General features: G+C 54.8%; 16 protein-coding genes and 4 tRNA genes. 17 read left to right on the forward strand and 3 right to left on the reverse strand.

Annotated features, from left to right (window positions below):
* The first annotated feature begins 942 nt into the window (after positions 1–942).
* From thiM to NM10_RS10335, 7 genes are all read left to right on the forward strand, one after another.
* Positions 943–1,776, forward strand: coding sequence for a hydroxyethylthiazole kinase (gene thiM, locus NM10_RS10305; protein WP_020311516.1), 834 nt, complete (start codon positions 943–945; stop codon positions 1,774–1,776).
* A 4-nt stretch (positions 1,777–1,780) separates the two neighbouring features.
* Complete coding sequence (locus tag NM10_RS10310; protein WP_014015147.1) at positions 1,781–2,080, forward strand: MTH1187 family thiamine-binding protein; 300 nt, start codon at positions 1,781–1,783, stop codon at positions 2,078–2,080.
* A 50-nt stretch (positions 2,081–2,130) separates the two neighbouring features.
* Positions 2,131–2,221, forward strand: a tRNA-Ser gene (locus tag NM10_RS10315).
* Between the two features lie 352 nt (positions 2,222–2,573).
* Positions 2,574–3,353: a TatD family hydrolase gene (locus NM10_RS10320; RefSeq protein ID WP_020311517.1), complete on the forward strand. Its 780-nt coding sequence runs from the start codon at positions 2,574–2,576 to the stop codon at positions 3,351–3,353.
* A 292-nt stretch (positions 3,354–3,645) separates the two neighbouring features.
* Positions 3,646–4,428, forward strand: a complete 783-nt coding sequence (locus NM10_RS10325) for an FAD binding domain-containing protein (RefSeq protein ID WP_020311518.1) — start codon at positions 3,646–3,648, stop codon at positions 4,426–4,428.
* The gene (locus NM10_RS10330) at positions 4,428–4,895 is read left to right on the forward strand and encodes a (2Fe-2S)-binding protein (RefSeq protein ID WP_020311519.1); all 468 of its coding nucleotides are present in this window, start codon (positions 4,428–4,430) and stop codon (positions 4,893–4,895) included. The genes NM10_RS10325 and NM10_RS10330 overlap by 1 nt, the downstream gene beginning before the upstream one ends.
* On the forward strand, positions 4,895–7,177 hold the full coding sequence (locus NM10_RS10335; protein ID WP_020311520.1) for a xanthine dehydrogenase family protein molybdopterin-binding subunit: 2,283 nt from the start codon (positions 4,895–4,897) through the stop codon (positions 7,175–7,177). Before NM10_RS10330 ends, NM10_RS10335 begins: the two co-directional genes overlap by 1 nt.
* Before the next feature lie 411 nt (positions 7,178–7,588).
* On the opposite strand, the gene NM10_RS10340 is transcribed toward NM10_RS10335, so the two are convergent.
* Positions 7,589–8,485: a universal stress protein gene (locus NM10_RS10340; protein ID WP_020311521.1), complete on the reverse strand. Its 897-nt coding sequence runs from the start codon at positions 8,483–8,485 to the stop codon at positions 7,589–7,591.
* Positions 8,486–8,509: 24 nt separating this feature from the next.
* Positions 8,510–12,805: a 2-hydroxyacyl-CoA dehydratase gene (locus NM10_RS10345; protein ID WP_020311522.1), complete on the reverse strand. Its 4,296-nt coding sequence runs from the start codon at positions 12,803–12,805 to the stop codon at positions 8,510–8,512.
* A 237-nt stretch (positions 12,806–13,042) separates the two neighbouring features.
* On the opposite strand from NM10_RS10345, the gene speE reads away from it, so the two are divergent.
* The 4 genes from speE to NM10_RS10365 all read left to right on the forward strand — a co-directional run bounded on the left by speE (position 13,043) and on the right by NM10_RS10365 (position 14,224).
* On the forward strand, positions 13,043–13,891 hold the full coding sequence (speE, locus tag NM10_RS10350; protein ID WP_020311523.1) for a polyamine aminopropyltransferase: 849 nt from the start codon (positions 13,043–13,045) through the stop codon (positions 13,889–13,891).
* A gap of 100 nt (positions 13,892–13,991) precedes the next feature.
* Positions 13,992–14,067: transfer RNA gene (locus tag NM10_RS10355), tRNA-His, on the forward strand.
* Position 14,068: 1 nt separating this feature from the next.
* Positions 14,069–14,143: transfer RNA gene (locus NM10_RS10360), tRNA-Gln, on the forward strand.
* A gap of 5 nt (positions 14,144–14,148) precedes the next feature.
* Positions 14,149–14,224, forward strand: a tRNA-Lys gene (locus tag NM10_RS10365).
* Positions 14,225–14,542: 318 nt separating this feature from the next.
* Here NM10_RS10365 and NM10_RS10370 read toward each other — a convergent pair.
* A complete protein-coding gene (locus tag NM10_RS10370; protein ID WP_071601852.1) occupies positions 14,543–15,910 on the reverse strand; it encodes a sodium:proton antiporter in 1,368 nt (455 codons plus the stop codon).
* 260 nt (positions 15,911–16,170) lie between these two features.
* Here NM10_RS10370 and NM10_RS10375 point away from each other — a divergent pair, with 260 nt between their 5' ends.
* The 6 genes from NM10_RS10375 to NM10_RS14065 all read left to right on the forward strand — a co-directional run bounded on the left by NM10_RS10375 (position 16,171) and on the right by NM10_RS14065 (position 22,350).
* On the forward strand, positions 16,171–16,617 hold the full coding sequence (locus NM10_RS10375; protein WP_014015134.1) for a universal stress protein: 447 nt from the start codon (positions 16,171–16,173) through the stop codon (positions 16,615–16,617).
* Between the two features lie 407 nt (positions 16,618–17,024).
* On the forward strand, positions 17,025–18,839 hold the full coding sequence (locus NM10_RS10380) for a DUF2157 domain-containing protein (protein WP_020311525.1): 1,815 nt from the start codon (positions 17,025–17,027) through the stop codon (positions 18,837–18,839).
* Positions 18,836–19,510 carry a hypothetical protein gene (locus NM10_RS10385; protein WP_020311526.1) on the forward strand — a complete coding sequence of 225 codons (675 nt, stop codon included), beginning with the start codon at positions 18,836–18,838 and terminating at the stop codon, positions 19,508–19,510. The genes NM10_RS10380 and NM10_RS10385 overlap by 4 nt, the downstream gene beginning before the upstream one ends.
* Before the next feature lie 26 nt (positions 19,511–19,536).
* Complete coding sequence (locus NM10_RS10390; protein ID WP_239639704.1) at positions 19,537–20,820, forward strand: hypothetical protein; 1,284 nt, start codon at positions 19,537–19,539, stop codon at positions 20,818–20,820.
* A 126-nt stretch (positions 20,821–20,946) separates the two neighbouring features.
* Positions 20,947–22,182, forward strand: coding sequence for an FprA family A-type flavoprotein (locus NM10_RS10395; RefSeq protein WP_020311528.1), 1,236 nt, complete (start codon positions 20,947–20,949; stop codon positions 22,180–22,182).
* A gap of 12 nt (positions 22,183–22,194) precedes the next feature.
* Positions 22,195–22,350: a hypothetical protein gene (locus NM10_RS14065; protein ID WP_014015129.1), complete on the forward strand. Its 156-nt coding sequence runs from the start codon at positions 22,195–22,197 to the stop codon at positions 22,348–22,350.
* Positions 22,351–22,533 lie beyond the last annotated feature (183 nt).

Consider the following 22,533-nt stretch of genomic DNA (forward strand, 5'->3'; position numbering starts at 1 on the left):
TCAGTCAGCGTYAGCAGCTAGCAAGGGCGCCCACGTGGGGCGCCCGTTCGGAATAATGGGGGTACCCATCATACATGACAAGCGATGTGGGACGAGGCGGCTTCCTATCCGACCAGGGTTCCCTGGGATAAGCAGGGAACCGGTTTTGAAGGAGCTCTGCGACGCGCAAAACCGTGTTAGTCGCTTATGCCGAATCTCGTGACCTGATGGAGTGAAAGTATGCGGTCAGACAGAGATACCCTGGATTCGGCAGGAGAGGTGGGACAACCGCCAGTGCTTTTTTGCTGTTCGTTGTTAATGGTTCGTGGCTCGTTTTTGCGGCCTTATGGCCGCATCGTAGGGGCCGATCTTCAACCTCTCAGACCGCCTTTGGCGGTCAGCTCCCCTATAAAGGGAGCCTTGGGCGGCCCGCTGTGATATTTGACCACAGCCTATTCAGCATGATGGCTCGTAGGACTGCGGCAGCTAACGGCTGACCGCTAGCAGCTGGTAGGGGCGCCCACGTGGGGCGCCCGTTCGGAATAATGGTATATCCATCATACATGACAGGTGATGCAGGAAAACACGCACATATATCAGCATACGTTATGCTCACATAGTCATAGCGGGCTTGCCGCGTGCAAGCCCCTACGAATCATGGTGTATACGCCATACATGACGGACTCGGACTCAGTAGGGGCGCCCGTTCGGAATAATGGCATATCCATCATACATGACAGGTGATGCAGGAAAACACGCACATATATTAGTATACGTTATGCTCACATAGTCATAGCGGGCTTGCCACGTGCAAGCCCCTACGGTGTAGTCCGCAAGGCTGCGGACAATTAACTGCTGACCGCTAACTGTCTCGGATTGTGGATATGCTACTAAATCCCCTCTAGTCTTTCACCAGCAGAACGTCTATAATAGAAACAGAAAAATGACAAAGGTGGTAATAATATGACTGAATCTGAAATCCGCGATGCCGTTAGGGAAGCCGCGAAACTGGCTAAGGCATCGAATCCGCTGACGCCGTCTATTACGAATACGGTGACCATTAATTTCGTTGCCAATGCCCAGCTGGCTGTCGGCGGTTCGGCCGCTATGGTCTATTTACCGGACGAAGGCGTCAGTATGGCCAAGGCCGGTGCATCTATGTATATCAACGTAGGGACGTTATTCCCGATTTATGCGGAAACACTGCCAAAAACAGCAGTCGTACTCCATGAAGAAGGCAAACCCTGGGTCCTGGATCCCGTGGCCATTGGCATGGGACAAATGCGGACGGACCTTTTGACGACCTTCAAGGCCTATAAACCGTCTATTATCCGGGGCAACGCCTCTGAAATCATTGCTTTAGCCGGATTATGGGGCTTAGAAGGCGGTTCTGATACTTCGGACGTTCGCGGTGTCGATTCTACCGATTCTGTTCGTTCTGCCGCTCCGGCTGCCGTCGCTGTAGCCCGCTGGACTGGCGGAGCCGTAGCCATTTCGGGAGAAGAAGATTTGATTACCGATGGCCGGCAGCTCGTCTTTTCCCAGGGCGGTTCGGAAATGATGCCCTGCATTACCGGGACAGGCTGTTCCCTTGGCGGTGTCATGGCTGTCTATGCAGCCGTAGCAGATCCGTTCATCGCCGCCATTACCGGCTCTGCCGTCTATAACCTGGCCGGTACACGGGCCGCAGCTCATGCCAAAGGGACAGGTTCTTTCCAGACGGATTTCATCGACGAACTCTATGTGGCAACGCCCGATGCGATTGCCCAGAACCCATTGACTGTAGAGGAGGCATAATATCATGAATACCTTAATTGCTGTAGCTATTGCCCCGTGCGGGACTGGCGATGAATTCGCTCCGTATGTCGCTGAAATCGTGCGTATTATCCGGGAATCAGGCTTACCGAACCGGACCAATTCCATGTTCACCGAAATCGAAGGCGAATGGGACGATGTCATGGCAGTCGTCAAAAAAGCGACGCAATACCTGACGGACCAGGGTCTGCGGGCTGAAGTCGTCTTGAAAGCCGATATCCGACCGGGCTATACGAATATGATGAACAATAAAACCAAGGCCGTAGAAGATATATTGAAAAAATAACTTGACAATATCGCTCCATCGTAGTATACTGACATAGTCAGTTGACGCATGGAGTGATACTCAAGAGGCTGAAGAGGACGGTTTGCTAAATCGTTAGAGGTCGTAAGGCCTGCGAGAGTTCGAATCTCTCTCACTCCGCCAGATTACTGGACAGAGAGCACCTAGGAAAATTTTCTGGGTGCTCTTTTTTTGCCATGAATGTGGATTGTACAAAAAAACAAAATTTGGTACAATGAGGCAAAATGGGTATCATCAAAGAAAGCCAGTGAAAAGATTACAACCCTGCATAGTGATTTTGGAATTGATTTGACACAAGAAGGATAGGAAAAAGGCAGAAAACCTTTAAATTAAAAAACATCCGCTAACCACTAACTGCTAGCCGCTAACAACCTTAAAGGGCTTGTCGTTGTGTGACAAGCTTTTTTTAAGCTACGCAGGAACCTGTTTTTTTGGTACAATATTCGTGGAATCTTATTTTCACGAGGTGTCTGACATGGATATAAAATATTATGATATTGGGCTCAATTTATTTACCCGGTCTTTTCCCAAACCGGAAAAAATCATTGCCGATGCGGCGGTGGACGGTATCTGCTGTATCCTGACTGGGTCGGAAGCACGGGAGAATCGTCTGGTCAACCAGTTTGTCCGCCATCACACGGCTTTTGGCACGGCCGGTATCCATCCTCACGTGGCTGATGAAGCGACGGAGGCGGATTTGGAGGAAATCCGGCGCATCATCACGACGAATCCGAAAGTCGTCGCTGTCGGTGAAACGGGTCTTGATTACGACCGCATGTATTCTAAGAAAGAGAACCAGCTCCACTTTTTCAAAGCCCTCATTGCCATGGCAGAAGAATTAGGTAAGCCCATGTTCCTTCATGAACGGGACGCAGCTGATGACTTCCTGGCTTGTTTCAAGGGGCATGAAGGGCTTTGTCCGCAATCGGTCGTCCACTGTTATACGGGCGACAAGAAGACGCTGGAAAAGATGCTCGATTTGGGTTTTTATATCGGTATTACCGGCTGGATCTGCGATGAACGGCGGGCGGCTCCCTTACGCGATGCTGTATCCATCCTGCCTTTGGACCGGGTCCTCATCGAAACGGATGCACCGTACCTGACGCCGCGGGGCTTCCACCTGCCCCGGACCAATGTGCCCAACAATATCACCTATGTGGCACAGACCCTGGCCGGGTATATGGGCGTATCTGTCGAAGAATTGACAGCTCATGCCAAAGCAAATACAGAAAGACTTTTCAAAATACAGCCATAATGCAAGGGCCTTTCTCTTTATAGTTATAGTACGGAGTTTGTAGGGGTCGCCCGTGGGCGACCCGTTAGGGATTTGGATGTCTTTCCTAGCAAGCTGATTGGGAAATCGTACATATTCCAGAGAGGCTGCCTCACGCGGTCGCCCCTACAAGAAAAGGATTTGTCGCACGTGCGACAAATCCTTTTTTTTATGTCTCATACAGTCTCTTGCGGCCCGCCCTTTTTTGCTGGTATAATAAACTTGATGGACTATGCATTGAATTTATTTTTTGCCCTGTAAAGGAGGGTTTTTTATGAATATTGCGCAATATACGAAAGCGGCCTCTCTGGAAGAAGCGTGGGAGCTTAACCAGAACCGGTCCGCTGTCGTCCTCGGCGGCTGCTGCTGGCTCCGCTTGTCGCCGCAGCGGCGCATTGCCCAGGCTATCGATTTGTCGGCGCTGGGGCTGGACCAGATCGAAGAAGGGGAGGACTCTTTCCGCCTGGGTGCTATGGTTACGTTAGGGCAGCTCGAAGGCCACGATGGGCTGGCTGCTTTCACTCAAGGCGCCATGAAGGAAGCGGTCCGCCATATCGTCGGGACCCAGTTCCGCAATATGGCGACCGTCGGCGGCAGTATCAGCGGGCGCTTCGGCTTTTCCGACATCTGGACGCTGTTCCTGGCCCTGGATGCCCAGGTCGAATTGTACAAGGGCGGTATCGTCAGCCTGGCCGATTTCGGTCAGACCGGGCCGGGGAAAGACATCGTGACTCACATCATCATCCCGAAAAAGGCCTGCCAGACGGCGTATGATTCGCTGCGCCTCAATGAAACGGACTTCCCTGTCATCGCCGTGGCCGTATCGGCTGACGCAGAAAACGTGCGCTGTGCCATCGGCGCCCGCCCGGCCCGGGCAGAAGTCGTCCGTCTGCCGGCAGCTGATGTGCGCCGCCAGGGCTTGGAAGGGGCTGCCAAACAAATTGCCCATTCCATGACTTATGAAAGCAATATGCGCGGTTCCGCCGATTACCGCCAGGATATGGCTGTCGTCCTCTGCCGGCGCTTATTGGCAAACGTTCTGGGAGGTGACCAGTGATGACCATTACGTATTGGCTGAACGGCAAGAAGGCGACGGCTGACGTCGCGCCGGGCCTGATGCTCTATGATTTTCTCCGCAGCCAGGGCTGTTACAGCGTCAAATGCGGCTGTGAAACGACGAACTGTGGCCTCTGTACGGTCTGGGTCGACGATGTGCCTATGTTGTCGTGTGCCCTGCTGGCTGTCCGCATCGACGGCCGCCATGTGACGACCCTTGAAGGTTTGCAGGATGAAGCTAAAGAATTCGCTTTCTATATGGGCCGCGAAGGCGCCGACCAGTGTGGCTTCTGCAATCCGGGTTTCGTCATGAACGTCCTGGCCATGGTCCGAAAGCTGGATGCACCGACAGAAGAGGAAATCAAGGAATTCCTGTCAGGCAATCTCTGCCGCTGCACGGGCTACATGAGCCATATGCGGGCTATCAAGGCCTATTTCAAAGCCAAGGGGAAGGAGGTCCGGGCATAATGGAATACAAAGCTATCAATCACGTTGTCGCCAAGAAGGATTCTCAGGCCCTGGTCACGGGCCAGCCGGTCTATACGGATGATCTGCGGCCCAAGGACTGTCTCATCGTCAAGGCCCTGCGCAGTCCCCATGCCAGAGCCATCGTCAAGAAGGTGAATAAGAGCGCTGCCGAAAAGGTGCCGGGCATCGTCTGCATCGTCACGGCTGAAGACGTGCCTCAGTCGCGTTTCACCATTGCCGGTCAGACCTATCCGGAACTGAGCCCGTATGACCGCCTCATCCTGGATAAGCAGATCCGCTTCGTCGGCGATCCCGTCGCCCTCGTCGCCGGTACGAATGAAGACGCCGTCGACAAGGCCCTCCGCGTCCTCCGCGTTGAATACGAAGTCCAGGAACCGCTCCTCGATTTCACCAAAGCTCTGGACAACGATATCGTCGTCCATCCCGAAGACAACTGGAAGCCCCTCGTCGATGTCGGCGGCGACAACAAGCGCAATCTCGTCGCCCAGGCCTGTGACGAACACGGCGACGTCGATGCCGTCCTGGCTTCGTCGGACGTCGTCATCGACAGGACCTATCATACGCGTCAGAATCAGCAGGGCGCTATGGAAACGTTCCGGGCCTATGCCTATAAGGACGCCTTCGGCCGCCTGACCATCGTCAGCTCGACGCAGGTCCCGTTCCACGTCCGCCGCGTCGTCGCCAACGCCCTGGAAATCCCGAAATCGAAGATCCGCGTCATCAAGCCGCGTATCGGCGGCGGTTTTGGCTCCAAGCAGACTGTCGTCATGGAAGTCTACCCTGCTTATATCGCCTGGCTGACGGGCAAGCCGGCGTATATGATCTACAGTCGGGAAGAATCCATGACCGTATCGACGCCGCGTCATGAATCGCAGATCCGCGTCGTCCTCGGCGCCAGCAAAGACGGCCATATCCGCGGCATTTTCCTCGATTCCCTGTGGAATGCCGGCGCTTATGGCGAACACACGCCGACGACGGTCACCTTGTCAGGCCATAAGTCGATTCCTTTATACAATGCAGCCGAAGCCTTCCGCTTCAGCTATACCTGCGTCTATACCAATACCATTGCGGCCGGCGCTTATCGCGGTTACGGTGCGACTCAGGGGCTGTTCGCCCTGGAAACGGCCGTCAACGAACTGGCTGCGGCTCTGCACATGAGCCCTGTCGCCCTGCGCCTGAAGAACATGGTCCGCCAGGGGCAGGTCCTGCCGGCCTATTTCAATGAAACGGCCTTGAGCTGTACGCTGGATAAATGCCTGGAACGGGTCGTCCAGATGTCGGGCTGGAAGGATGACTGCCCGCGCCAGGTCCTGTCCAACGGCCATATCCGGGCCATCGGCATTGCAACGGCCATGCAGGGGTCGAGCATTTCCAATGTCGACGTCGCTTCGGTCACCATCAAGGTCAATGATGACGGCTTCTATTCACTCAATATCGGAGCTACCGATATGGGGACGGGCTGCGATACCATCCTGGCCCAGATTGCCGCGGAATGTCTCATGTGCCCTGTCGACAATGTCGTTACTTATGGCGTCGATACGGATACATCGCCGTACGACAGCGGATCCTATGCGTCGTCGACGACATACCTCACGGGCAATGCCGTCGTCAAGACCTGCCAGAGCCTGATACAGCGCATGAAAGAACGGGCAGCTGTCAAGCTCGGCGCAGCTAACGTTGACGATTTGGAATTCGACGGCAAAGCCATTACTGACTTGTCTACTGGCAAGAAAATCACCCTCAAGGACTTGGGCAATGACGCCATGTTCATGAATGACATCGCCCTGGAAGCGACAGAATCGTGTTATTCGCCGACCAGTCCGCCGCCGTATATGGCCGGTGCGGCAACGGTCGACGTCGACCCGGAAACGGGGCACATCTCCCTGGTGCAGTATGACGCCGTCGTCGACTGCGGTACGGTCATCAATCCGGCCCTGGCCAAAGTCCAGACCGAAGGGGGCATCGTCCAGGCCATCGGCATGGCCCTGACCGAAAATATCCAGTATACGCCGTCGGGCCGCCTGCAGAATAACTCCTTCATGCAGTACCGTATGCCGACGCGCATGGACCTGGGCCAGATCAACGTCGAATTTGAACCGAGCTATGAACCGAACGGGCCTTTCGGCGCCAAGTCCATCGGCGAACTGGTCATCGACTCGCCGGCACCGGCCATTGCCCACGCCATCTATAACGCTACGGGCATCTGGCTACGCGACCTGCCCATGACCGCCGAAAAACTCTACAAGGCTATGCAACTGTAGGGGCCGCCCAAAGGGCGGCCCGCAGGTCGCAGGTCTCAGTCCGCATCCGCAATGCAGGAGCCGTCCGGTACGGCCTGCCCTGGCTCCCTTTATAGGGGAGCTGTCAGCAATGCTGACTGAGAGGTTGCTTTTTCTCAGAAATTTCAATGAAAAAGGGCTATCGTATTAAGTGTTTTTGCTTAATGCGATAGCCCCTTTTTATGTATTCGGGTGTAGTCGGAGTGCATTATCCCCGTCATTCGAGGCGGGCCGCCTTGACAGGACGGCCCCTACATACGGTCCAAGGGACCGTTGCGGTCTGCGTTATCCCCATCATTCAGGGCGGGCCGCCTTAGCAGGACGGTCCCTGCGGGTACGGTCCATAAGACCGTTGCGACCTGCGACCTGCGTCAGGTGCACCGCACCTGACTATCATTTTACAATCATGACGGGCAGGCCCGAATGGGTCGTGATGTAGCGGCTGACGCTGCCCAGGAGAATCGAGGTCAGGCCGCTGCGGCCGCGGCTGCCCATGATGAGCAGGTCCGAACCGTCTTTTTCGGCTTTTTTGAGGATTGTCGGGCCCGGACGGCCGATGTTGGCGACGAAGTGGATGTCGACGCCGCCTTTATGGTCGGCAATGGCAGCCTTGCACAGGGCGAAGACGCGGTCGGCGCTCTGGCGCAGGCGGTCGGTCAAGTCTTCGAGGCCGCGTTTTTTCTGGTCCAGTGCCGTTTCTTCGGCGATGAGGTCGCGCATGTTGGCGACGTGGAAGACCGTGACCGATGCGCCGTCGGCTTTGGCGAATTCTACGGCGTAGCGGACAGCTTTCAGTGATTCTTCCGAGCCGTCAGCCGGGACGAGGATGCGCCGGTACGGTCCTTCTTTCTTATTGTGCGCCAGGAGGACCGGGCATTTGGCATGGGCCAGGACATAGGTACTGGCACTGCCCAGGAGCTGTTCCGACAGGGAATGGCTGCCCCGGCGGCCCATGACGATGAGGTCGGCGTCGCATTTGTCGGCTTCGCTGAGGATGCCGATTTCCGGCGTACTGACCAGCTGGACCGTGTGGACCGTCAGGTTTTCCGGAACGGCGTCCATGGCTTTTTCCAGGACGTAGCCGCTCTTATCCTTGGCCAGTTTGGTCAGGTCCTTGACTTTTTCATCGGTCATGTCTTCAAAGACATCGAAGCTGTCCAGGACGGCATCGGCATTGGTGATATTGACGATGGTCAATTCGGCACTATATGCGTTAGCAATGTCGATGGCATGTTGCAAGGCGTTGCGCGACGGCTGGGAACCGTCAATAGGAACTAAGATGTTTTTCATGATACATACCCCCTTTTATTGGAACTATTTTTCCAGTGAGCTGTTGATGCGGACACCGCTCATGAAGGGCATGACCGGCTTGGTGTCTTCCTGTACCGGTTCGCGGATGCCCTCAAAAGTCGTCGTCAGCATCAGTTTCAGGCGGTTTGTCTGATTGACCGAGCTGGCACTGGGATCATAGTCGATAGCGACGATATTCGTTTCCGGGAAGGCGGCTTTCAAGGTCTTGATCATGCCTTTGCCCGTAACGTGGTTCGGCAGGCAGGCCCAGGGCTGGAGGCAGACGATGTTCTTGGCGCCGCGGTGGATGAGGTCGATCATATCCCCCGTGAGGAACCAGCCTTCACCGGCTTCATGGCCCAGGGACAAGTATTTCTTCGCTTCGTCAGCGATGTCGTAAATGGATGTGATCGGGTCGAAATGGCGGCTCTTGGCGACGGCCTGTTCGTAAGGCTTGCGGTACCATTCCAAGAGGCGGACGGCAGTCTTGCTGAGGAAGGAATCCTTCCAGCTGCCCGACAGGTATTTATGGCGGAACTGGTTGTCCAGCTGGCCGTAGAGGAAGAAGTCTGCCAGGCCGGAGACGATGATTTCGCCGCCTTCTTCTTCAATCATGCGGACGATGTGGTTATTGGCGATGGGGTGGAACTTGACGTAGATTTCACCGACCAGGCCGATGCGCGGCTTCATGGTTTCACTCATGTCGATGTGGTCGAATTCGTCGATGAGGTCGCGGATATTTCTCTTGAACGATTTGAAATCGGCCTTCTTCAGCTGTTCGGCGCATTTCTTCTGCCACTTGTGGAAGAGGGCTTCGGCTGTCCCCTTGACCTTTTCATAAGGCCGCGTGCGGTAGAGGACCTGCTGCAGGGCGTCGCCGTAGATCATGCCCATGACCAGGCGATGCCAGAAGCCGATGCCGGGCTGGAAGCCGGGCTGCTTGTTCATGCCCTTGAGGTTCAGCGACAAGATGGCGACCTGGGACATGTTGGCGTCGTTCAGGGCCTTGCGGATCATGCCAATGTAGTTCGTCGCCCGGCAGCAGCCGCCGGTCTGGGAAATCATGACTGTCGTGTGGTCCAGGTCGTATTTGCCCGATTTGAGGGCCGTAATGATCTGGCCCAGGCTCATGATGGCCGGATAGCAGGCGTCGTTGTGGATATAGGCCAGGCCCGTGTCGATGGCCTTCTGGCCCTGGTGGGGCAGGAGTTCGACGCGGTAGCCTTCGTGTTCAAAGGCGGCGCTGAACAAGGGGAAATGAATCGGTGTCATCGACGGAGCCAGGATGACGTTCTGCTTGGCGTCTTCCTTGGTGAAAATCGTCTTTTCGTAAGAATACGGTTCGACGACGTGATCTTCTTTGGGACGGTGATTCATGACAAAGAGCAGTGAGCGCAGGCGGATGCGGATGGCACCCAGGTTGGAGCCTTCGTCGATCTTGAGCAGTGTATGGATCTTGTGGCCGTGGGCCAGGATGTCCTGGACCTGGTCGGCGACGATGGCGTCAAGGCCGCAGCCAAAGGAATTGAGTTCGACCAGTTCCAGGTTCGGATGCTGTGTGATGTACTGGGCAGCCCGGTAGATACGCGAATGGTAGGACCACTGGTCGACGACGCGCAGGTGGCCCGGGAACTGGCCCAGGGGAGCGACGCCGTCTTCGGTGAGGACGGCCAGGCCTAGGATGTTGATGAGTTCCGGGATGCCGTGGTTGATTTCCGGGTCGATGTGGTACGGACGGCCGCAGAGGACGATGGCCCGCTGGCCCGTCTTTTCCAGGTTATCCAGGATTTTTTTGGTAATGTCGTATATCTTCTGTTTATATGCTTCTTCTTCATCCCAGGCGGCAGCGGCAGCGGCTTTGACTTCGTGAGCCGGCAGGTTCCAGGCCTTCAATTCTTCGGCCAGGCGTTTGCCGATGCGTTTCTTGTCATGGAGGGGCAGGAAGGGGCAGAGGTAGGGCGTATTGGTTTCGGCCAGGCGTTCGCCCATGTTGTTGCGGATGACTTCGGGATAGCTCATGACCATGGGGCAGTTGAAGGTATTGTCCTTGCTGCCTTCGCTGGGGCCGTTCTGGATGCACGGATAGAAGATGCGATCGACGCCCTTTTCCAGTAGGTTCTCGATGTGGCCGTGGACCAGTTTGGCCGGGTAGCAGGCCGAGTCCGACGGGACCGTGTCCATGGCCTTTTCAAACAGGGCCTTCGACGACGGGTCCGAGAGGACGACGGTGTAGCCGAGTTTGGTGAAGAACGTGAACCAGAAGGGATAGTCTTCGTACATATTGAGGACCCGCGGGATACCGACGGTGCCGCGCGGCGCATTTTCTACGGGCTTATAGTCGAAGAGCAAGTTATATTTGACCTTGTACATGTTGGGCAGAGGCTTCTTGCGGGCTGCTGTCGAGCCGGCGGCGCCGCGTTCACAGCGGTTGCCCGTGATGAAGGAACGGCCGTCGTTGAAGGTGTTGACCGTCAGCAGGCAGTTGTTGGTGCACAAGCCGCAGTGGCGGATGGACGTCGTGACCTGCAATTCTTCCAGGGCTTTCGGGCTGACGATGGTCGATTTGGCATGGTCTTCGTGGTAGGCCGTGCGGCAGATGAGGCCCATGCCGAAGGCCCCCATGAGGCCGGAAATGGCCGGGCGGATGACGTGGCGGCCCAGGAGTTTTTCAAATGCCCGCAGGACGGCGTCGTTGTAGAAAGTACCGCCCTGGACGACGATGTGCTTTCCTAATTTGGCCGGATCTTTGACTTTGATGACTTTATAAAGGGCATTCTTGATGACCGAATAGGAAAGGCCGGCGGAAATGTCGGCCAGCGTGGCCCCTTCTTTCTGGGCCTGCTTGACTTTGGAGTTCATGAAGACCGTGCAGCGCGAGCCCAGGTCAATGGGGCTCTTGGCCAGCAGGGCGGCCTGGGAGAAGTCCTGGATGGACATTTTCAGGGATTTGGCAAAGGTATCCAGAAAGGAACCGCAGCCCGACGAGCAGGCTTCGTTGAGCAGGATATCTTCGATATGACCATCTTTGATGCGGCTGCATTTCATGTCCTGGCCGCCGATATCGAGGAGGAAGTCGACGTCCGGGCAGAAGTGGGACGCTGCCTGATAGTGGGCAATGGTTTCGACTTCGCCCAGGTCGAGGTGCAGCGCTTCTTTGAGCAGCGATTCGCCGTAGCCCGTGATGCCGGCCTTGGCGATGAAGGCCTTTTCCGGCAGGCGGCGGTAGACTTCAGCGACGATTTTCTTGGCTGCCGCCAAGGGGCTGCCTTCGTTGTTCTGATAGTGCGAATAGAGGATCTTCATGTCTTCGCTGAGGACGACGGCTTTAATCGTCGTCGAGCCGGCGTCGATGCCCAGGTAGCACGGGCCGCTGTAGGTGGTGATGTCCGCCTGGGGGACGGTATGCTGGCTGTGGCGGGCCCGGAATTCGTCGAGCTCAGCCTGATTGTTGAACAGCGGTTCGACGCGGTCCGATTTGGCCAGCGTCGATTCGTCGACGCTCTTCAGCTGGCCCATGAGGTTCATGAAGGACACGGGTTTCGTGTCTATACTGCCCAGGGCGGCGCCGATGGCCACGTAGACCTGGGCGTTTTCCGGGGCGATGACCTGTTCCGGCGTCAAGTGGAGCGTCTTGGCGAACTGTTCCCGAAGCTGGGACAAGTAGGTCAGCGGGCCGCCGAGGAAGCAGACTGTCCCCTTGATGGGGCGGCCGCAGGCCAGGCCGGTGATGGTCTGGAAGACGATGGACTGGAAGACCGACGCCGCGACGTTTTCCTTGCTGGCCCCTTCGTTGAGCAGAGCCTGGATGTCGGTCTTGGCGAAGACGCCGCAGCGGGCGGCGATGGGGTAAATTGTGTCGGCTTTCTTGGCCATTTCATTGAGGCCGCCGGCATCGGTGTCGAGGAGGGTCGCCATCTGGTCGATGAAGGCCCCGGTCCCGCCGGCGCAGTTGCCGTTCATGCGGTGTTCGTTGCCGCCGGTCAGATAGGTGATCTTCGCATCTTCACCGCCGAGTTCGATGATGACGTCCGACTGGGGATAATACGTGCGGACGGCTTTGGTACCGGCGATGACTTCCTGCAAAAAGGGGATGTGCAGGTAGTCTGCCAGGGCGATGCCGCCAGAGCCGGTGATGGCCATGGTGATTTGACGGTCGCCAAAGATTTCATAGGCGTTTTGCAGTAAATCCCAGACTTTTTGGCGTATATCCGTATAGTGGCGGACATAGCATGCGTGGAGGCACTGTTTGGCATGATTGAGGACGGCGATTTTTACCGTCGTCGAGCCGATGTCAATGCCGATATGTAAGAGATTTTTCATGTTTTGTCACCCTATCGGTTTACCAACCGATTCTTTCTTATAAATTTCTATATGATAAAGACTATATATAAAGAGTCTACTTTATATTGTACCATATTCCTCTTATTCTGTAAGGGGTGGGGCAGAGGATTTTTTTACGACCCAAAATGAGTTACGACAAATGGTGGTAAATATGGTAGAATAAAAGTGTCAATGTCTTAATGAAAACTATACTTTATATGATAAAGGAGCCTTGTCATGAGAAAATTCGTAACGGAACATCAGTCCCCCTACCTGGATTTGACGACGGAAGTGTCGGATATCCTCTACCGCGGCCATTCACAGTTCCAGGATATCATCGTCGCCGATTCTAAGGAATTCGGCCGTATGCTCGTCCTGGACGGCGTTTTCCAGACGTCCATCAAAGATGAATTCATGTACCATGAAAGCATCGTCCACATCCCCATGTTCCTCCATCCCAATCCCAAGAAAGTCCTCATCATCGGCGGCGGCGATGGCGGCGCTGCCCGGGAAGCCGTCCGCCATCCGGAAGTCGAATCGGTCACCATGGTCGACATCGACGGCAAGGTCATCGAATTATCCAAGCAGTATTTCCCGGAAATCGCCAAGGCCATGATCGAAGGCGACCCGAAACTGACTGTCAAAGTCGGCGACGGCATCGCGTTCATGCGGGAAGCAGAAAATTACTACGACGTCATCATCGTCGACTGCTCGGACCCTGTTGGTCCCGGCGAAGGCCTGTTCTCGTATGATTTCTACAAGGATACCTTCAGGGCCCTCAAAGACGACGGCCTCTTCGTACAGCAGACCGAATCGCCGTTCATGCACCGCAAGCTGGTCAAGGATATCTTCGACTGCGTGTCGGACATCTTCCCCATCACCCGCCTGTACACGGCCTTCATCCCCCTCTATCCGTCAGGCATGCACTGCTTCACCATGGGCTCGAAGAAATACGATCCCCTTACGTGGCAGCCGAACCGTAAACGGACCTTCCCGACGCGGTACTATAACGAAGGCATCCAGCAGAGCGCCTTCGTCCTGCCGAATTTCGTCAAAGATTTATTGTACGGTGAAAAAGAACGCTAAAAAAGTTTGAAAAAGTGCTTGACTTTGTGAGCGACTCGTGGTAAGATTATCTACGTTGACGGCGCTAATGCAGCGCGGCCGACGCAGATAATCTAATATGGCGGGTATGGTGAAGTGGTTAACACGGCGGATTGTGGCTCCGTTACGCTAGGGTTCGAATCCCTATACTCGCCCCATAGGGGTATAGCCAAGTGGTAAGGCACCGGACTTTGACTCCGCTATGCGCTGGTTCGAATCCAGCTACCCCTGCCAGCCATGATTCATTAGCTCAGCTGGTAGAGCACCTGACTTTTAATCAGGGTGTCCCGAGTTCGAATCTCGGATGGATCACCAGTTAAAAAAGCTGTCGCTTTTGCGACAGCTTTTTTGTTGCTCGTAGTTCGTGGTTCGTGGTTAGCAGGCGCTGTTACAGGAGGGGTTCTGCCATCATGCGAGGCCCTAATCTCTTTAATCAAACTTTCAACTTCAAACTCAAAAAAAAAGAGGCTGTCGCATTATGCTTTTTTTGCTTAATGCGACAGCCCTTTTTTGGAGTTCCAACAAAGAAGAGGCGGGCCGCCCGCTGGGACGGCCCCTACAAATGCGGTCCATGGGACCGCTAGCCACTAACCACGAGCCACGAGCCACTAACCACGAGTCACTAGCCACAACTTACAGGAAGAAAACGACGGTGTCGATGATGAACAACGGGATGAGGATGGCGACGGACCAGCCCATGTAGCCGAAGAAGCTCGGCATTTTGATCTTGTTTTCTTCAGCAATGGATTTGACCATGAAGTTCGGTGCATTGCCGATATACGTGTTGGCACCCATGAAGACGGCACCGGCCGAGATGGCTTCCAGCATGAGCTGGGATACGGTCCCGACAGAGGTCGTGATGCCCTGGGTAGCGCCGAGGGCACCGGCCATCTGGAGGAAGACCAGGTATGTCGGCGTGTTGTCCAGGAAGGACGACAGGGCACCGGCTGCCCAGAACATCTGCCACGGATGGGTCAGACCCAGTTCAGCGCCATGGGCCTTGAGCAGGATCAGGGCCGGGATCATGGTGATGAAAATGCCGATGAACAGCTTAGCGACTTCCAGGATAGGGGCATACGTGAATTCGTTGAGTTCCCGCGTCGACGTCTTCGTCGTCTTGATGGAGAGGAAGGCTGCGACGAGGATGATGACGATTTCTGCCAGTGTAGCATAGGGGAAGACGATTTCGTCGTAAATGTGCAGGCCAGCGCCGTTGGCGAAAGCCGGGAACATATCCGGCAGGAGGCCGTTGGCCAGGACGCCGACGATGATCATGGCGATGAAGATGAGGTTGTGGGCCCCTTCCAGGCGGAGGGGCTGCTTGTCGTTTTCATCGATCAAGTCGAGCGGCGTACGGCCTTCTTTTATTTCCTTATTATAAAAATGCTTGTCGATGACGGCGAATAAGGCGAACATGAGGACCAGGTTGAAAATCAGGATGGGCAGGAGATGGAAGGTCCAGGTAAAGGGGACGCCGCGCTGGAAGCCCATGAACAGCGGCGGGTCGCCGAGCGGTGTCAGACAGCCGCCCATGTTGGCGACGAGGAAGATGAAGAACACCATGAGGTGTACTTTGTTCTTGCGCCAGGCATTGGCCCGGATGATAGGACGGATGAGCAGCATTGCTGCGCCGGTCGTACCGATCCAGCTGGCCAGGAAGGTGCCGATGAAGAGCAGGAGACAGTTGATTTTCGTCGTCCCGGCTAAGGTCCCGCAGACGGCGATACCGCCGGCGACGACGAACAGGCCGAAGAGGAGGACGATGAAGGGGATGTAGTCGAGGAGCACCGATTCGAGCAGGCGGAACCACGACTCACCGACGCCATAGGCAGCGGCGAAGGGGATGAGGAATAAAAGAGACCAGGCGAACGCAGCGCCGAGCATGTGTTTTTCCCACCATTCCGGACGGACGAGGGGGACGATGGCGATGGATAAGAGCATCCCGGCGAATGGGATGATACTCCATACGGGCAAGGTCGCACTTACGAGTTCATGTGTCATAAAAACCACCTTTCTTATTATCTGATTGCAGAGAAACTTAAAAATTTTACAATCATATTCAGTATTATAGCATAGAGACATGAAAGTTTATACTCATTTTTCAGATTTCGCATAGTCATTTAAGTAGAAGCTAAATAATTTTATAAAAATAAAAAGCAGGCATTTTCTGAAAAAATTGGATGACAAAGAAGGAATCCGTAAAAGTCATGGCGAATATATATGTTAAGGATAAGAACAGGCCTTAATAAGGAGGGATTCATATGAAAAAATATAATAACATCATCGTGCCGACGGATGGTTCGGTTAACTCGAAACGTGCGCTGGAACATGCCGTCGTCATCGCTTCGTCGTTAGGGGCTACGATTACACTGGTCTATGTCGCCAATATCGTATCGGTCATTTCTAACTTCGACCAGATCCCCAATGCCAGCGGCTATGTAACGGAACAGGTCGCACTGGACATGGAAGAAGAAGGGAAAGGTATCCTCGACGAATTCGCCAAATCCATTCCCCAGAACATCGAAGTCAAGAGTGTCTTTGAAGTCGGTTCTCCGGGACCGGCCGTCTTGTCGGTAGCCAAGAAGTACAATGCTGACCTCATCGTCATGGGCAGCCGCGGCCTCGGGCCGTTGAAAGGCTTGTTCATGGGTTCTGTCAGCAGCTACGTCGTCACCCATTCCGTCTGCCCTGTATTGATCGTTAAATAAGTAATTAGTGGTTCGTAGTTCGTGGCTCGTGGTTCGCGGAGAGACGACCTGCGTTACTGACCCCTAACCACTAGCCGCTAACCACTAACCACTAAAAAGTAGTATGAAGTTTGTAGGGGTCGCCACGTGGGCGACCCGTTAGGAATTTGGATGATTCATCTAGCAAACTGATTGGAAAATTTTACATGTCCCGAAGCGGGCGCCCCACGTGGCGACCCTACAGAGCGCTGTCTTCATAGGATAGCGCCTTTTTTCTGAAAATTTTACGTTACGCCATAGGGGAATCGTTCTTTTTGTGGTATACTGAGTACACAGGTATGCCTTTTTTTGCCTGATTACACAAAACCTATTCATGAGTATAGGGTCCCGGACTGCCTCGTTCCGGGATAGGTGCCTGGGAGGCAAGTATGAAACGAAATACCAACGAATGGCTCGACCGCAAGGTCGCTGACTGGGTTTCTAAGGGCTGGATCAGTGAAGAATCCCAGCAAAAAATACGAAAATCTTACGGCAGGGACGAACAAAGGAACCCTCTTTTGACGACCCTGCCTTTATATGCCCTGCTGGCCGTCATCGGCCTGGCCGCTGCCGGTATCGCCCTGATTTGGGGCCTTTCCCAGTTCTGGTACTATGTATCACTTACGGTCCGCATGGGCCTGGCCTGTGGCCTGCTCCTGCTTACTCAGATCGGTGTCGGCGCCGCCATGTTCCAGGAACGGCAGGGGAGCCTCGTCGCCGAAGGCGTGGCCCTAGTCCATTGCCTGGGCGTCTTTGCCGTCCTGGCAATGGCCGAGCAGTCTTTCTATATCGGCTGGGATGTGACGGCCTACGTCGCCGTCTGCGCCATCCTCTGCCTGCCCGTCGTCTATCTGCTGCGGTCCATTGCGGCCCTCGTCGTCTATGACCTGGCTCTCTTGTACTGGACGGCTGCCGGCGGGCCACTGAATACGCTGGGCGGGACGGCGCTGTTGTGGATTTTCCTCCTGTTGGCCGTGCCCTTTTATGATACCCTCATCACCATGCGTGATGAACGGCGCCTGTCTATTTTTTCCTGGGTCATGACGATTACCGTCTTTGCTGCTTTTGGCCTGGCAGCCAGGTCGACGGACTATATCCCTTTCCTCATGCTGGGGAGTTTGGCCGTCACCATCATGCTCGTCGGTTATTCCATCGACATCCATCAGTCCTGGGGCGTACCCTTCCGCTGGTTCGGCCGCTTTGCCGCTGCCGGCTCGCTGCTCATTTCCTGCCTGCCTGCGGCTTGGTATGGCATTGCCCGGGTCCATGCCTTTCACTGGGTCACGGCCTTGGTGACGCTCGTCCTCTTTGCCGTCATGATCGCCCTCATGGCCCAGACCGTAAAGAATCGCTTGTGGGGACCGGTCCTGTACCTGGCGGTCCCATTTATCCTGGCTTTTGAAACGATCCTCGTCCGGGCCGGGCTCTATTCGTCGATTCCCCTGGTCCTTTCGTCGCTGTACATGGTCGTATTAGGTTTCTTTGAAACGTCTCAGGGCTTCAAGCCGGGACACAGCCTCCATATGAAATTTGGCGTCGTCATCTTCATCAGCCTGGTGCTGGCCTTTATTTTCGGGACGCAGTTCTCCCCGCTGGCACCGCTCCTGGCCATCGTCGTCCTGGCCCTGATCATCTTCCAGTTCAAGCGGACCCGCAAGGATAAGGCGGCTGCCGCCTTGCGCGCTGCCCGGCGGGCAGGTCTGCGCCATTCGTCGACGCGCGTCCGCCGTGAAGGCGAAGAAAAACAGGACGAACTTCCGCCTAAAGAGACACCGTCCTGGCAGGCTCAGGATGCCGCCAGCGATGTCGACACCCTGGCCGAGTGGATGAAAGAGGTACGCATCCCGTCGCCGGCTGAATTGGGACTGCCTGCCGAACCGGCAGGGGAAAAGACGTCCGACGATTTGCCCAAAGCGCCGCCCGTCCCGGCCGAGCCGGAAGAAGCACCGCCGGCATTTACTTTCACGGCACCCGCTGATGACGTAAAGAAAGAAACGCCGGAAACGCCGGCGTCGCCGGTCACACCGACAGTCCATGAAAAGACGGAAGCCGTGCCCCAGCAAATGGCTGTTCCTCAGGAACCGGAAGCGGAAGAAAAGACGCGGGTTACGGAATCGCCGTGGAGCTCGATGAAGTCGGCACCGAAACGGAAAAAATACTTTACCCACTCGCCGTGGTCTCACCAAGGAGGCGATATGAAATGAAATTTCCATTGCCTTTGCAGGGATTCCACTTTTCCTTTTCACTGGATGGCCGTTATCGCTGGATCTTTTTCGTCTTCGTCGTTCTCGTCCAGTTCGCCGTCGTCGCCTATATGGGCTGGCGCTGGCATAACATCGCCGTCGATGGCATCCCCTATCAGTGGCGCTGCGTCCCGCGGCTGGAAGTATCCGCCTTTGGGACGGACTACGTCCGCGTCGTTTTTCCCGAAGACACGACGCAGTGGAAGGACGATACGCCGCCTGAAAAGGGACAGCAGATTTACGTCTATATTTCACGGGATACGTCGGGCCTCATGGAAATCCAGGGGGCTTCGGCGTCGAAGCCTTTCGTCGGCGGCGACTATATGCAGGCCACTGTCGTGTCCTATCAGGATGGCTTTGTCCAGTTCCAGGTTGGCTTTGACCGCTATCGCATGGCACCGGAGCTGACCGATGGCATCTACAACCTCCAGCCCGATGACAGCGTCATCGCCAGCATCCGCATGAAGCGGGGCGAAGGCGTCATCGAAGGCATCTTCGTCAATGGAATCCCGTTGGAAAATATCAGCAATGGCGCCGCCATGGCCAAGGCCCGCCAGGAAAAAGAGGCCCAGACCTTATTTGACCGGCCTCACCTCGTCGATACCGGCATGGTACCGCCGAAAGAAGAATGATGGCACAGAAAGAAAGCGAGAATTTTATGAAAGCGTACGCGAGAATTGCCAAGATTGCTATGACAGTCATGCTGTTGGCAGCGTTCTTCCTCTTATCGGGGTTCCGGGCGCAGACCATCATCCACGACGATGGCAGCGAAACACAGGATGTCCTGAAAGTCTCCGATTCGGCTAAGGGGCAGAAAGATTTGAAAGCCGATGCCGATGAATTCCAAAAGCGCAATTATACCATTATGGATTATAACAATGATAATGGCGAAGGCTTCCGGGCTATGAAAACGATTACCAAGGATGGAGCCAGCAAGAGCTCTGTCGACCACATTGTCCACAAGACCCACGATGGCCTCATCTGTTCGACTTATTACATTGATTATAATTTTGATGAAAATAGTATCCAGACCCTGCGCTTAGGCGCGCCGATGCCGGAAAATGGCGTCGACCTGGAATACATCGTCTCCTTCCCGTCGGGGACCCGCGTCGTCAGCAACAGCGATAAAGCCGATGACCAGGGCAGTACCTATTTGTGGAACCTGTCCAATTCCAATCCGACGGAAATCAAGCTCCAGGCCACGGTCTGGCATAAATTGTTCATCTATATCGCCCTGTTCCTGGTTGTCCTGGTCCTGATCATCGTCCTCATCATGGAACACCGCCGCAAGAACGTCATCAGCTGGAAACGGGCAGCGCATATGCGCAAACTGGAAATGATGCTCCTCTGTATCCCTATCATCATCCTGGGCTACATGGGCTATGAATATTACGTCGGGACCCATGTGACGGCAGCGTCGCTGGATAAAGTGGCCGAACAGCAGCAGGAAGAACTGCTGGAAAACCGGGAAGAAGACAAGCGCCTGCAAGATGCCGATGCCCGTAAGCAGCGTAGCGGCGAAATGGCAGCGGCCCGCATCCGCAGCAAGGCCAATGACATTTCCAATGAACTGCGCAATTTGAAGGTCCAGTACCGCAACGGCTCCATCAGCCGCAGCTCGGCTCGTTCCCAGGCCCAGAGTCTGGCCCAGCAGGCCAAGGACATGCTCAGTGAAAGCACCAACCTGTCCCAGGCCGACCGCGATGTCCTGGAACAGCTCATCGACAATGTCGTAGCCGAAGCGGATTCCATCGGCGCATCGGCACCGAGCCGCAGCTCCTCTCAGGAAACGCGGCGCAGTGAATCGGCTTCCGAGTCCCAGAGCACGACCCGCAGCCGGTCTGACGATAAGTCGACGAATGCGACCAAGAGTTCCGATTCGTCGAAGAGCCGCCAGTCGTCCGATAACAATCGCGATACGGGTAAAACAAATAAACAATAAAGATTTTTAATTAACTTTTTTTCTTGTTAGTATTTCCTGTTTGTCCAAAAGATGGTATGATATGGGTATGAGAATTGACATTACAGCATGAATGCTGCTTGTACTTTTTAAGGAGGTCATATCAGTATGCATTGTGTAGAAGAAATTAAAAATGGTATTTATTGGATGGGCTGCAACGATTTCCGTACGGAATTGTTTGAACGGATTTTCCCGATTCCCGAAGGCGTTACGTACAATTCCTATTTCATCGATGACGAAAAGACTTGTGTCGTCGATGCCATGGATAAATCGTGCCGTGACGAATTCCTGGAAGACGTCGAATACCTGCTCAAAGGCCGTAAACTGGACTACTTCGTCCTCCAGCATATGGAACCGGACCATGCCAGCTCGGCTTTGGCTCTCCTGGAAAAATATCCGGACGCCAAGATTATCGGCCAGCCGCAGACCTTCAAGCTCTTTGAACAGTTCTTCCGTCATCCCATGACGGACCGCTATGTCGCCGTCAAGGAAGGGGACCAGCTGGCTCTGGGTAAACATACCCTGCAGTTCGTCAAAGCGCCGATGGTCCATTGGCCGGAAGTCATCATGTCCTATGACTTGACGGATCACGTCCTCTTCAGTGCCGATGCCTTTGGCCAGTTCGGTACGGTCGGCAACGTCTATGCAGACCAGGTCGACTTTGAAGAAAACTACCTCGATTCGGCCCGCCGTTACTATGTCAACATCGTCGGCAAATACGGCCCGCAGGTCGTCAACGTCCTCAAGAAGGCATCGGGCCTTCCTATCGACTTCATCTGCCCGCTCCACGGCTTCGTATTCCGCACGCCGGCTACGATTAAGTATATCATCGACAAATACCTCCACTGGGCTAAATACGTACCGGAAAAGAAAGGCGTCGTCATCGCTTTCTCGTCCATCTATGGCAACACCGAACGGGCTGCCTGCGTCCTGGCCCATAAATTGAGCCAGCGCGGCATCCAGGATATCCGCCTCTACGACGTCGCCAAGATCCATTCGTCGTACATCACGGCTAAAGCCTGGGAATACAGCCACCTCGTCCTGGCAGCTCCGACGTACAACCTGAACCTCTTCCTGCCCATGGAAAACTTCCTCCACGACTTGAAGACCCTCATGTTCCAGAAACGCACGATCGGCGTCATCGCCTGCCACAGCTGGGCATCAGCTGCCTATAAGACCATGGTCGACTACGTCGAAAATCAGTTCAAATGCTGCGAACTCCTGGAACCGACGATGGATATGAAATCGTCTCTCCGCGACGACCAGGAATGTGAACTCGACGAACTGGCCGATAAACTGGCTGAAAGCATTAAAGACTATCCCGATCCGAAAACTTTGATCTAAGGTGGTGTAAGCGTGATTATCCGTGACGACAGCGCCAAGAGCGGCGATAAGCACGAACAGGACAAGGCCCGCAGCAATGGGGAAGAACTCCACATCGACCTGGGCCGCGACCTGACCGAAGACGAACAGAAAATCTTTGAAAAATTACGCGAAGGATTACATATGTAAGGAAAAGGGGCTGTCGCATTAAGCCATTTCGGCTTTGTGCGACAGCTCTTCTTTTTTTATTCTATTTCATCGTTCTATTCTCTTTTTTAGCTAAACGTAAAAAAGGTACACGAAACAGACCGGCCATCCAGTCGGACAAAAACGTGTGCCTTTGCTATGTATATGGTTATTCAAGCACTCTGA

The sequence above is a fragment of the Megasphaera sp. NM10 genome (assembly GCF_000417505.1).
Classification (GTDB): Bacteria; Bacillota; Negativicutes; order Veillonellales; family Megasphaeraceae; genus Megasphaera; species Megasphaera intestinihominis.